The following is a 13,047-nucleotide window of genomic DNA, read 5'->3' as shown; positions in this document are numbered from 1 at the left end:
CCGCACTTCCTTTCTCAAACTGTCTTTCTAGTTCAAACTATATCAATTGTTGAAAACAGTGTCAAGATTCCATGTCAGAATAACTAACATCAGAACGATTTTCAGGAGCAACAAAGCCTTTTATCTGGTATTGGCCTAACGTTTCATCATATTCTTTGGCAACTACTAATGTTTGTCGTTCTAATAGCGCAATGCGATAGGCTTCTTGATCCGTTAGATTTAACGCGTAAGGTTCGAATTGTTCCATAATCACTTGCTTCACTCCACGAGCCACTTGTACTGTACTCGATTCATCACGAGCAGAGACCAAGACATTCGGGAATAAGGTCGGCACAAATTGTGTAAGATCAAGTTTATCTACTTTATTATAGACAGTTAAAACCGGAATATGAGCTAAATCCAACTCCTTCATCAGATTCACGACAGTTTTTTCTTGGATTTGTCGATCTTCAGCTGATGCATCTACGACATGAAGCAACAAATCCATCTCGCGACTTTCCTCTAAAGTCGAATGAAAGGCATCGATCAACTGTGTTGGCAAATCTTGCATAAACCCAACCGTATCTGTCAATGTGACCATCAAACCTTCTGGCAAGCGCCACTTTTTAGTTAAGGGATCTAGCGTAGCAAACAATTGATCTTTTTCAAATGTCTTAGCATCGGTCAGTCGATTTAGTAATGTAGATTTCCCAGCATTGGTATAGCCAATCAATCCAACTTGGATTTGATGACTTTGACGACGTTTTTCGCGCGTTCGTTCGCGATGAGCTGCTAATTCCTTTAACTCTCGTTTGACTTTCGTCATACGATTGCGGATATGACGACGATCTGTTTCTAACTTCGTTTCTCCAGGACCTCTAGTTCCAATCCCAGCACCTAGACGTGACATCGCAGCCCCTTGACCTACCAGACGAGGCAGCAAATAATTCAGCTGCGCCAATTCGACTTGTAATTTCCCTTCTTTAGAGCGCGCGCGCAAGGCAAAAATATCTAAAATCAACTGCACACGATCAATCACTAATACTCCTAATCGATCAGATAGTGTTTGATGTTGTCTAGGGGTAAGTTCGTGATTAAAGATCACAACATCGATTTCTTGTGCATCTACAGCTAAGGCGATCTCAGCAAGTTTGCCTTTCCCTATGATTGTTTGACGATTTACGACAGGTCGTTTTTGTTGCAAAATATCGACTACTTCCCCGTGTGCTGCTTGGACTAATTGGTTCATCTCTGCAAGCGACGAATCAAATGTTCGATAATTTTCTTCTGTTTCGACACCAATGATCAAGACACGTTCTTCTTTCATATCGTTTCCTCCAGCCAATTCTTTAGTTCATCTAACAATTTGTCATACTCTTGTGGATGTGTCACCAAATCAAACCAATGTGCGGACAGCCGGTTACGAAACCACGTCAATTGACGTTTAGCGTATCTTCTAGAAGCCAGTTGGATCGATTCGATCGTTTCAGTTAGACTTTGTTGTCCATCAAAATAAGGTAAAAACTCTTTATAACCGATCCCTTGCCAAGCGTGAGCTTCTCTTTGTACTAGCAAACCACGAGCTTCTTCTTCTAAACCTTGTTTGATCATCCACTCCACTCGTTGATTGATTCGTTCATACAAGACATCCCGCTCAGTTGTCAATCCAATCAAATAATAATCATATAGCGCTTGTGGTTTTTGAGTAGGCGTCAAGATACTTTTGCCAGTTACTAAAAATACCTCTAGTGCGCGCAACACTTTTCGTGTATTGTTCACATGAATCGCATCAGCAGCTAATGGATCACGAGCAGCCAATCGTTGCCAAAGTTCTTCTTTCGAACAAGTACGTTCTAATTGAACCAATTCTTGTTTGATTTGTACTTGTTCAGGTGTGACCTCCCCCTCATTTCCTAGCTTAAAATCGTATAATAGCGCTTGAATATAAAGACCTGTACCCCCAACGACGATTGGGAGTTTACCTTTTTGGGTGATTTCTGTAATTTTTTGCCGTGCGTGTTGTTGAAATTCAGCGACCGAATAACGTTCGCTCCACTCACAAATATCGATCAAATAATGTGGCACTCCATCCATTTCTTCTGGTGTTACTTTAGCTGTCCCAATATCTAATTTACGATATACTTGCATCGAATCGCCACTAATGATTTCACCATTTAACGCTCGTGCTAGTTGAATACTAAGTGCTGTTTTTCCGACTGCTGTCGGGCCAGCGATCACTATAACTTTCTCCACATGCTTCTTCCTTTTCTCGTTTTTAGAAACGAATAAAGCTGATCTGCACATGTACAGATCAGCCTTAAACGAATCGACTATAATGGTTTTGAAAAATACGTATACGGTTGATCCGTCATTTGTTGTACTTGATTTTTTCGTTCGTAGATCATTTCTTTAATCTCATCAGAAAAACTTTCCATCAACATTCGGCCACCTTTAAATGCATATCCACCATATTGAACGGTTTCTTCAGGCGATAATACAACTTTACGCGTTGCAATCTTTTTGAAAAATTCTTCAACAAAATAATTTGGTAAATAAAAACTGTTTTGTGCTGTAAAAGACTGCAAGTAAATATAATCATCAACTGAAATATAGCAATCGTCAAACGCATCAAAACTAAGATATTTATCCATCATTACCATACGTTTTTCTAAAATCTCATTGATTTTTTTATTTAATAAGACTAATGTTTCGATTTCGCGAATTCGATGGTCAAGCTCGCGTTGACGTTTTTCTTTACGCTCATCGTAACGGATTCGTAAATTGAAGGTAAATGTGACGATCCCTGCACCTACGAACACGCCGATAATTCCCATAATAAAAGCTATCATCTACAAATCCTCCTCAACTTCTCTTCTTATTCTAGCATTTTTTTAGGAATTTGACACGAAGTTTACGCAGGTTTTTTTATTTGACCTTTATTGACCTTGTGTGTATACTTACTCTTAGGTTTTCACCCTAATTTGTGTTAAACTAATTTCATTCTATTAAAGGAGGATTTTTCAATGAATTTAATCCCTACAGTTATTGAACAATCATCAAGAGGCGAACGCGCTTATGACATTTACTCACGTCTATTAAAAGACCGAATCATCATGTTAAGTGGACAAGTAACAGATGACTTAGCCAACTCTATTATTTCACAGTTACTATTTTTAGATGCACAAGATTCTGAAAAAGACATCTACTTGTATATCAACTCTCCTGGTGGTAGTGTTACCGCAGGACTTGCGATTTACGATACGATGAACTTTGTAAAAGCAGATGTGCAAACCATTGTAATGGGAATGGCTGCGTCAATGGGTAGTTTCTTATTAACAGCAGGTACAAAAGGCAAACGTTTTGCTTTGCCAAATGCTGAAATTATGATCCACCAACCATTAGGTGGCGCTCAAGGTCAAGCAACTGAGATCGAAATTGCAGCACGCCACATTTTAAAAACACGCGAACGCTTAAACAGCATTTTAGCTGAACGCACAGGCCAACCAATCGAAGTCATTGAAAAAGATACTGACCGCGATAATTTCATGACCGCTACTGAAGCAAAAGAATATGGTCTGATCGATGAAATTTTAGTAAATAAAAAATAAAAAGAGACTGTGACAGCTGCTTGTTTTTGAAAGCGTGATTGCGAACACATCATGTATTCCTTTTTAGGGGGATGACAGATTTCTGTCATCCCCCTCTTTTTTACGTTTGTTTAATATAACGGCCCGATTGAAATTCTTTGGCTAACGTCACATAATGCGCTGTGTTTTCGTGATTTGCCTGAATCTCTTCTTTTGTCAGTGGGCGAATGACTTTTGCTGGACGACCAAATGCGAGTGAATTTTCAGGAATAACGGTCCCTTTTGTCACTAGAGAACCTGCGCCGATCAAGCTATTTTCCCCAATTACAGCACTATCTAAGATGATCGAACTCATCCCAATCAATGCGCCACGTTTGATATGACATCCATGGAGCATGCATTGATGGCTGATTGTGTCCGACATGGATAATCGTTCCATCTTGGATATTCGAACGATCTTTGATCACAATTGGTGCCACGTCACCACGGAGTACGCTGTGAAACCATACGCTACTGTGCTCGCCCAACGTCACATCACCTACGACGAGCGCTCCTTCTGCAATAAAACTCATTTGATTTCCTCGCTTTCTATTCTTCTGCAAATTGACTATTGTAAAGATTGCTATAAAATCCTCCTTTAGCCAACAAGCTTTCATGAGTTCCTTGTTCGACAATGGACCCTTGATCTAATACTAAAATCAAATCAGCTTCTCGAATCGTTGACAAGCGATGGGCAATCACAAAACTCGTTCTCCCTGTCATGATTTTTTCCATCGCACGTTGGATCAGTTGCTCTAAACGCGTATCGACTGAACTCGTCGCTTCGTCTAAAATCAAGATTTTGGGATCTGCTAAAATCGCTCTAGCAATCGTGAGCAATTGTTTTTGGCCTAAAGAAACATTTTCTCCTTCAGCGTTGATGACCATTTCATAGCCATTTGGCATCGTACGAATAAAATGATCGACATTGGCTGCCTTGGCCGCGTCTACAATTTCATAATCGGATGCATCAAGACGGCCAAAACGAATGTTATCTGCAATTGTCCCTTCATACAACCAAGCATCTTGTAAGACCATTCCAAATTGTTGTCTGACAGCTTGCCTTGAAACAGTCTTCGTATCGACACCGTCGATCTTGATTGCACCTGAGTCAACATCATAAAAACGCATCAATAAATTGATCAATGTTGTTTTCCCAGCACCTGTAGGTCCGACGATCGCTACTGTTTGTCCAGCTTTAACCTCTAGATTGAAATGTTTGATCAATGGTTTGTCAGAATGATAGGAAAACGAAACATCTTCAAAGCTAACAGCTCCAGTAATTGTTTGAGGCAACTGATTGTCTTCACCAGCTGTAGATTCTTCTACTTCATCTAAAAAGCCAAATACGCGTTTTGACGCTGCCGAAGCACTTTGTAACAATGCAGACAATTGTGTGATATTTCCTAGAGGCTGACTGACTTGCCAAATATATTGGATAAACGCTTGTAATTGTCCGACAACCAACACGCCAGCGATGACATAATACATTCCCAATACTGCCATTACGACATAAGTCAAATAAGAAGTCAGTTGTACAAAAGGCATCATCAAGCCCGAGATTACGGTTGCTTTAAACCCAAATTGCCGTAATTTTCCATTGACTTCATGGAACTCTGTGACTGTTTCTTGTTCACGTCCATACATTTTTAAGACGCTAAAGCCCGTCATATTTTCTTGGACAAAACCATTCATGGATCCTAGCGCATTTTGCATTCGATTGAAATAGACTTGTGATTTTTTAACAATAAATCGCGAAATAAAATACGAAACCGGAATCATAATCAAACTGACGATTGCCATAAAGACATTGATATAAAACATCAACGCTACTGCAAACACAATACTTAAAATCGCTGAAAATATCCCAATCAACGCTTGTTGCATCGCACCACTTAAAGCATCGACGTCGTTGGTCACACGAGATAAGATATCTCCTTGCTTTTGACTATCAAAATAAGACATAGGTAACCGATTGATTTTTTGTTCGATATCATGACGTAAATCTCGCATCGTCGATTGCACGACATTAGTCATCATCACACCGGCTAATAATTGACAAATCCCATAAGAAAAGCCGACAACTAAAATCCAAAATAAGGTTTGTTTGATATAAGCAAAATCGACAGGATTTCCTTTGGTCAAATCTTGAGCGATTTTCGTAGTAGGCAATCCGATCACGTAAGGTAAAATCCCATTAAACGCTGCACTAGCAAACGTCAACAACAAGACGATAAAAAATCGAATCTTGTAAGGCTTTAAATAAGCTGTAATGCGAAAAAGTGCTGTTAATTGTTTCATTTGCGTAATTCCTCCTCGCTTAATTGTGAGGATGCAATATCGTAATAAACCGAACATGAAGCCAATAATTCTTCATGTGTGCCGATACCTACGACATTTCCTTCATTCAAAACGATGATTTGATCTGCTTGACGAATCGTTCCCACACGTTGGGCTACGATCAAGACCGTCGCATCTGTTGTGACTGGTCGTAACGCTTCACGTAAGGCCGCATCTGTTTTATAATCTAATGCTGAAAAACTATCGTCAAAAATATAGATTTCTGGTTGACGAATAACTGCCCGGGCGATCGCCAAACGTTGTTTTTGTCCGCCAGATAGATTCGAACCACCTTCAGAAATTTTTGTATCGATCCCTTCAGGTAAACGTGAAACAAATTCAGTGGCCTGCGCGATCTCTAACGCACGATAGATTTCTTCGTCAGTAGCATCTGATTTACCGTAACGCAAGTTTTCTGCAATCGTTCCATTAAACAATAACGCTTTTTGTGGAATATAGCCGATTTTTTGACGCAAGTAAGCTAAATCATAAGCAGATGTTTCATAGCCATCAATCAAGACTTTCCCATGGGTCGGATCAAAAAAGCGTGGCAATAATTGAATCAATGTCGATTTTCCACTTCCGGTACTGCCGATAAAAGCTACTGTTTGTCCTGGATGTGCGTCAAACGATACATCTCTGATCACTGGCGATTCACTGTCTCCTGGATACGCAAACGTCACGCGTTCAAAAGCGATCTCTCCTTTAGTTGTTGTCTCTTTAATCCCATTTTTAGGACTTTGAATCGTCGGTGTGGCCTGTAAGGCCTCTTCGATTCGGTTAGCAGAAACAGCTGCTCTAGGATACATCATAAACACGGTCGCAAAGAGCATAAATGAAAATAGTGCATGAAAAATGTACTCAATAAATGCGATTAGATTTCCGACTTCTAAATCGCCTGCATTGATTTGAATACTTCCTTGCCAAATAATCAAGACCATCACCGTATTAAATAAAAAGAAAAACGCTGGTTGCGTGATTGCCATAATCCGAAATAAACGCTTAGAACTTTGTGTGTATTCTTGATTGATCGCAGCAAATCGTTTTTCTTCAAAAGGTTCATTGACGAACGCACGGATCACACGTAACCCAGATAGTGTCTCACGCAGTGTCGCATTGACTTTATCTAAGTTTTTTTGCTGCTTAACAGATAAAGGATCTGAGATCTTCGCAATGATCACAATCCCAACTAATAAAAAGGGCAATGCTCCAAAAACATACCAGCCCAATGAAGCACTCGTTTTAAACACAAGTACCAAACTAGAAATAAACATGATCGGTGTAACTAAGCCCATTCTTAACGTACTTTGTAAAAACAACATGATTTGATAGGCATCATTGGTCACTCGCGTAATCAATGAAGATACGCCAAAACGCTCGTATTCATAATGTGAATAGGTTTGCGTTTTTTGAAACAATTCATTACGAATATCTGCTGTAATATTGGATGTGATTCTTGCTGTCGAGATTCCTAATCCAATATTCATACATACTCCAACAATCACGATTCCCAACATCCACCAGCCCATTTTCTGGACATATGCAAAATCATTTTGTCGTAAACCGACGTCGATCATTTGCGCAAGTAGTGTGGGTAATCCTAATTCGATCAAAATAAACCCAAACGCACAAATGAAGTTCACACCTAACAATCCTTTGTACGCTTTCGTGTAGCGCCACATGACTTTCACTACGAATTCCCTCCTTTATAACAGTTCCTTTTTACTATAGCACAGTCATTTTTGAAAGAAAACTTTTAGCTAGACCAAAGAGTTTAGTTGCTTTCTATACTTATTTTTCTTTTTATGCTAAAATATGGATACGTATAGGATAAACTTATCCTAGTATCCGGTTGAACGAATTTAGCAAACAATATGAAGGCGAAGACAAGGCTTTCTCTTGTTTTAGACATCCGTGTTTAAACCAAGTATCGTGTAAATTCTAGGTCCCTTAGACCTTATTTTGTGTTGACTAAATCACGTCCCCAAATTAAACAACTGCATGACGCAGATAAAGGAGTTCATATTATGATTTATAAAGTTTATTACCAAGAGACAAAAGAAAGAAACCCAAAGAGAGAGCAAACACAAACGCTTTATATCGAAGCAGATTCAGACGTTATCGCACGTCAACTTGTTGAAGAAAATACCCCATACAACATCGAATTCGTACAATTACTAGATGGCAATCATTTAGAATACGAAAAAGAAAACACTGATTTCCAACTTAAGGAGTTTTAAAATGAAAGTCTCACTAAAAAATAATGAGACTGGCGTATTTGGTATCGGTGGACTAGGTGAGATTGGGAAGAACTGCTATGGGGTTCAATTTCAAGATGAAATTATCATTATCGATGCAGGGATTAAATTTCCAGAAGACGAGCTTCTAGGAATCGATTATGTTATTTCGGATTATAGTTATATCGTACAAAATATCCAAAAAGTAAAAGGATTGGTGATCACTCACGGTCATGAAGATCATATCGGTGGAATCCCTTTTCTATTACGTCAAGCCAACATCCCGATTTATGCTGGGCCACTTGCTTTGGCTTTGATCACTAATAAATTAGACGAACATGGCTTGTTGCGTGATGCAACGTTACATGAGATCAATGAAGATACAGTAATTCGTTTTAGAAAAACCTCAGTCAGTTTCTTTAGAACGACACATAGTATTCCTGACGCTTTAGGTGTCGTTGTCAAAACACCTTCTGGAAATATCGTCGCAACAGGTGACTTTAAATTCGATTTTACACCTGTGGGCGAGCCAGCAAACTTACACAAAATGGCGCGTATCGGTGAAGAAGGCGTGTTGTGTTTACTTTCAGATAGTACCAATGCTGAGATTCCAACCTTTACAAAATCTGAAAAAACAATCGGTTCTTCGATCATCAAGATTTTTGAAAAAGTTGAAGGTCGTATTATCTTTGCCAGTTTTGCCTCGAATATCTTTCGCTTGCAACAAGCTGCTGATGCGGCCGTTGCGACAGGCCGTAAAATCGCTGTCTTTGGTCGTAGTATGGAAAATGCTATCGTCAATGGTCAACGTTTAGGCTATATCAATGTTCCTAAAGGCACGTTTGTTGATGCACACGAACTCAATCGTTTACCTGCAAATGAAACGATGATCCTTTGTACCGGATCTCAAGGTGAACCAATGGCTGCACTTAGTCGTATCGCCAATGGTACGCATCGTCAGATCCAAATTCATCCAGATGATACGGTCATCTTTTCAAGTTCACCTATTCCTGGAAATACAACAAGTGTGAATCATTTGATCAACTTATTGCTTGAATCAGGAGCACATGTGATCCATGGAAAGCTAAACAACATCCATACTTCAGGTCACGGTGGTCAAGAAGAGCAAAAATTGATGTTGCGCTTAATGAAACCTAAATTCTTTATGCCCGTTCATGGAGAATTTAGAATGTTAAAAATCCACACCAAGTTAGCCCAAGCAACTGGTGTCCCAAAAGAAAATTGTTTTATTATGGAAAATGGCGACATGCTTGCTTTGACGGCAGATAGTGCACGCCTTGCTGGTCACTTTAACGCAAGCGATGTTTATGTCGATGGAAATGGTATCGGAGATATCGGAAATGTTGTGTTACGCGATCGCCGCATTCTCTCTGAAGAAGGATTGGTTTTAGCCGTTGCAACTGTCGATATTGCGAAAAAAGAAATTTTAGCTGGACCTGAAATTTTATCTCGTGGATTTGTCTATATGCGTGAATCAGGTGAAATGATCAATGAAGGCCAAACGATCTTATTCCGCGCTCTACGTGAAGCGCTACGTCAAGCTGATTGCACAGAGCATAAATTAAAAGAAGCGATGGCTTCGGCATTACAACCGTTCTTATTTGAACAGACCGAACGTCATCCAATGATCCTAGGGATGATTATGACCCCAGACGAATTAAAAGCATAATTAAAAAAGCTCATTTCAAAATGAAATGAGCTTTTTTGCTACAATGATCTATGCTTTAGTAACATTTGCTGCTTGAGGACCACGTTCTGATTCTTCAACGTCAAATGTTACAGTTTGACCTTCTTCAAGTGTTTTAAATCCATCGCTTTGGATTGCTGAAAAGTGAACGAATACATCGCTACCGTCTTCACGCGTAATAAAACCAAAACCTTTTTCTGCATTAAACCATTTTACTGTACCTTGTTCCATGTAAATAACCTCCTCATGCAAAAGCATAAAATTAGCGTAAATTGCTCGTGTAAGACAGAGGCCTGACAACACTTGCTTTCATATCTTGTGCAAACAAATTACACCTAATATATTACACGTGTATTTGTTTTTTTGCAATAGGATTTCCACGATTCACACTAAATGATCCCTTCTTCTTTCAAACTAAAATACGTATGATCTCCAATAATAATATGATCTAAAAGTTCGATTCCCATCAATACCCCACATTTTTTCATACGCTTTGTAAATTCATCATCTTGCGTTGAAGGATGTGGATCCCCACTTGGATGATTATGTGCTAATAAGATACGCGCAGCACTATGACGGACAGCACCTTTAAAAATTTCTCGTGGATGTGCAATCGACTGATTCAACGAACCGATAAAGATCGTTTCTTTGGCAATCACTTCATTTTTTGTCGTTAAATAAAGACAAACTAAGTGTTCTTGTCGTAGATCTCGCATTTCTTCGATCAATGCTGTAGCAATCGCATAACTTGATGTGATCTTTCCAAACGTGACTTGTGCAGTTTGGTGTATCCGTCTTCCCAATTCGATGATTGCTTTTAATTCGATAGCACGAACAGCACCGATTCCTTTAACCGACTGTAATTCAGATAATGTAGCATTGCGTAAAGCATACATGGTGGGAAATCGTTCGATTAATGCAGCGACGATTTCGTCGACTGAAGCTTGTTTGTTCCCACTTCTAAAAATAATCGCGAATAATTCTGCATTGGTCAACTGGACTTCCCCACATAAGACTAATCGTTCACGCGGGAGCATATGGAGTACTTGTTCCATTTTTTTCACCTCTTTACTGATAAATACGCAAAAAACCACAGAATCAATCTGTGGTGTACGTTAAATCAGGTGATGTTCAGCTAAATATTCTGGAACATCTAATAGACTCGCCAAAACGGCTTCCATTTGCATCTCCACAGTAGGTGGCAAGAGATCTGGAATCATAATGACAGCCATTTGTGCTTGGTTGGCTGCTAAGATCCCATTATGGGAATCTTCTAATACCAACATCTCACTGACATCTGTTTGAAAATACTCTTTTGCAGCTAAAAATAATGCCGGATCAGGTTTTGCTTGTGCGACATCGTCTGCCGTAAAAATCGCATCAAAACGTTCCAGTATTCCTTGTTTTTGCAACAGCTTTTCGACCAATCCCCGTGTATTGCTGGATGCAACACACGTTTTGATTTTTCGGTCATGGCAAAAGTCTAACAATTCGATTACCCCTGCTTTTAATTTCCCATCGCCTTGTTCAAACATCTCTAAACAACAGTCATAACTTTCCGTAATGAAACGTTCTACTAATTCTTTTCCATGTAATTCATCGTATTGTTCATGGTACCAACGATACAGATCCTCATCAGACATGCCTAAGCCATTTAGATAAGTTTCTTTCGTATAGTCAAATTGATACTGATCTGCGATTTTTTGACTACCTGCATAATAGACTTGCTCCGAATCGATCAATAGACCATCCATATCAAAAATAATTAATTTCAATTTAGTCATGCTCTTCCTCCATCAAGGTTAGAATAAATGCCCGAACTTCAGCCACAAAATAAAGCGATCCTGTGATCAATAACAAATCATCTTCTTGCATTTTTTCTAATAATTCACCTAATCCAACTTGCCATAGCGAAACCAAAGACAAGCGTTTTGGTGCGCGATCACATAGGCTCTCTTTTAAAGTCAAGGCTTTTGGAAAGTCAAATGTCGTCAATAAAATTTCACTATTTGGAATCTCCAACAATTGATCAATCATGGCATCGACTGGTTTCGTTTCTAAAGCAGAAAATAGGACATAGATTTTATGTGCCGGAAATTCTTTTTGACTGTTTTCAACTAGCCGAGCCATAGCATGTTCATTATGTGCGCCATCCACAACAATCAGCGGTTGTCTACTTAATCGCTCCATTCTAGCTGGCCAATAAGCGTTTTTTAAACCTCGGCGAATCTCTTTTTCACGAGGGTTTAACTTCATTTGTTGACAATACGTTAAAAAGGCAGCTAACGCAACACTCGCATTTTCAATTTGGTGTCGGCCCATTAATGGAATGTAGAGCTCTTTCATTCGCCCCTGTTCATACTCAAACGTCCACCATTCCCCCCATTGACTATCAGTGTGTTCATATACTGGGGTAAATTCTTCACCATAACAACTCAGTGGTGCTTTTTTTTCAATTGCTATTTGTTTTAAAACAGATAAAGCCGGTTCGACTACATTGCCAATAATAACTGGAACATTTGATTTTATGATTCCACCTTTTTGATAGGCGATCTCTTCAAGCGTATTGCCTAGAATGTCCATATGATCCATCCCGATCGTAGTGATGACACTAACACGCGGCGTGATGACATTTGTGGAATCGTATAATCCACCTAGCCCAACTTCAATCACGGCTACATCGACTTGTTGCTTGGCAAAATATAAGAACGCACATGCTGTCAAAATTTCGAATTCTGTGATCCCTTTTAAAGCTGGATCTTGATCGAGCGTGTCAACGATTGGCACGATTTGGTTAATAAGCTCAAGCAAATCCTCGTCTGAAATAAATGTTTGATTGATCTGAATACGTTCATGGAATCGCTCGATATAAGGAGAGGTAAATGTTCCGACATCGAGGCCTTGTTCTGCCAATAACGCACGTAAAAAACTGACTGTTGAGCCTTTTCCATTCGTTCCAGCAACATGGATCGTTGGAAAGGTTTCTTGTGGTTGTCCGCACAATAAAAGCAAGCGCTCGATACGACTTAATCCTGGTCTAGTTCCAAATTTTTTACGGCTATGAATCCATTCAATAGCATCTTCTACTGTTGTATACATGATTGTGCCCTCCATCAGTTATAAAGCAAAAAGATGACAGAGCAAGTGCTGTCATCTT

General features: G+C 39.4%; 12 protein-coding genes and 1 pseudogene. 3 read left to right on the top strand and 10 right to left on the bottom strand.

What is annotated here, in order from left to right; genetic code table 11:
- Positions 1-61: 61 nt before the first annotated feature.
- The 3 genes from hflX to ACWOEC_RS01465 all read right to left on the bottom strand — a co-directional run bounded on the left by hflX (position 62) and on the right by ACWOEC_RS01465 (position 2,828).
- Positions 62-1,306, bottom strand: coding sequence for a GTPase HflX (gene hflX, locus ACWOEC_RS01475; protein ID WP_455305512.1), 1,245 nt, complete (start codon positions 1,304-1,306; stop codon positions 62-64).
- On the bottom strand, positions 1,303-2,232 hold the full coding sequence (gene miaA, locus ACWOEC_RS01470; RefSeq protein WP_455305511.1) for a tRNA (adenosine(37)-N6)-dimethylallyltransferase MiaA: 930 nt from the start codon (positions 2,230-2,232) through the stop codon (positions 1,303-1,305). Before miaA ends, hflX begins: the two co-directional genes overlap by 4 nt.
- Positions 2,233-2,309: 77 nt before the next feature.
- The gene (locus ACWOEC_RS01465; RefSeq protein WP_297079860.1) at positions 2,310-2,828 is read right to left on the bottom strand and encodes a hypothetical protein; all 519 of its coding nucleotides are present in this window, start codon (positions 2,826-2,828) and stop codon (positions 2,310-2,312) included.
- 174 nt (positions 2,829-3,002) lie between these two features.
- On the opposite strand from ACWOEC_RS01465, the gene clpP reads away from it, so the two are divergent.
- Positions 3,003-3,587 carry an ATP-dependent Clp endopeptidase proteolytic subunit ClpP gene (gene clpP / locus ACWOEC_RS01460; RefSeq protein WP_297079863.1) on the top strand — a complete coding sequence of 195 codons (585 nt, stop codon included), beginning with the start codon at positions 3,003-3,005 and terminating at the stop codon, positions 3,585-3,587.
- Positions 3,588-3,687: 100 nt separating this feature from the next.
- Here clpP and ACWOEC_RS01455 read toward each other — a convergent pair.
- The 3 genes and pseudogenes from ACWOEC_RS01455 to ACWOEC_RS01445 all read right to left on the bottom strand — a co-directional run bounded on the left by ACWOEC_RS01455 (position 3,688) and on the right by ACWOEC_RS01445 (position 7,636).
- A pseudogene (locus ACWOEC_RS01455) lies at positions 3,688-4,138 on the bottom strand (gamma carbonic anhydrase family protein).
- Between the two features lie 16 nt (positions 4,139-4,154).
- Positions 4,155-5,906 carry an ABC transporter ATP-binding protein gene (locus ACWOEC_RS01450; RefSeq protein ID WP_455305510.1) on the bottom strand — a complete coding sequence of 584 codons (1,752 nt, stop codon included), beginning with the start codon at positions 5,904-5,906 and terminating at the stop codon, positions 4,155-4,157.
- On the bottom strand, positions 5,903-7,636 hold the full coding sequence (locus ACWOEC_RS01445) for an ABC transporter ATP-binding protein (protein WP_455305509.1): 1,734 nt from the start codon (positions 7,634-7,636) through the stop codon (positions 5,903-5,905). Before ACWOEC_RS01445 ends, ACWOEC_RS01450 begins: the two co-directional genes overlap by 4 nt.
- Positions 7,637-7,972: 336 nt before the next feature.
- Here ACWOEC_RS01445 and ACWOEC_RS01440 point away from each other — a divergent pair, with 336 nt between their 5' ends.
- Positions 7,973-8,185: a DNA-directed RNA polymerase subunit epsilon gene (locus ACWOEC_RS01440; RefSeq protein WP_297079870.1), complete on the top strand. Its 213-nt coding sequence runs from the start codon at positions 7,973-7,975 to the stop codon at positions 8,183-8,185.
- A 1-nt stretch (position 8,186) separates the two neighbouring features.
- Complete coding sequence (rnjA, locus tag ACWOEC_RS01435; RefSeq protein WP_297079872.1) at positions 8,187-9,872, top strand: ribonuclease J1; 1,686 nt, start codon at positions 8,187-8,189, stop codon at positions 9,870-9,872.
- A gap of 48 nt (positions 9,873-9,920) precedes the next feature.
- Here the strand turns inward: rnjA and ACWOEC_RS01430 are convergent, their stop codons facing one another.
- The 4 genes from ACWOEC_RS01430 to ACWOEC_RS01415 form a co-directional block, all read right to left on the bottom strand.
- A complete protein-coding gene (locus ACWOEC_RS01430; RefSeq protein WP_455305508.1) occupies positions 9,921-10,121 on the bottom strand; it encodes a cold-shock protein in 201 nt (66 codons plus the stop codon).
- Positions 10,122-10,279: 158 nt separating this feature from the next.
- Entirely contained in the window at positions 10,280-10,945 is a 666-nt protein-coding gene (gene radC, locus ACWOEC_RS01425; protein WP_455305507.1) for a RadC family protein, read from the bottom strand.
- A gap of 60 nt (positions 10,946-11,005) precedes the next feature.
- Positions 11,006-11,674, bottom strand: a complete 669-nt coding sequence (locus ACWOEC_RS01420; protein WP_455305506.1) for an HAD family hydrolase — start codon at positions 11,672-11,674, stop codon at positions 11,006-11,008.
- Complete coding sequence (locus ACWOEC_RS01415; protein ID WP_455305505.1) at positions 11,667-12,989, bottom strand: bifunctional folylpolyglutamate synthase/dihydrofolate synthase; 1,323 nt, start codon at positions 12,987-12,989, stop codon at positions 11,667-11,669. Before ACWOEC_RS01415 ends, ACWOEC_RS01420 begins: the two co-directional genes overlap by 8 nt.
- Between the last annotated feature and the right edge of the window lie 58 nt (positions 12,990-13,047).

It is taken from the genome of Enterococcus bulliens, assembly GCF_053761865.1.
The sequence above is the reverse complement of the archived record's forward strand: the minus strand, read 5'-3'. Positions and strand labels throughout refer to the sequence as shown.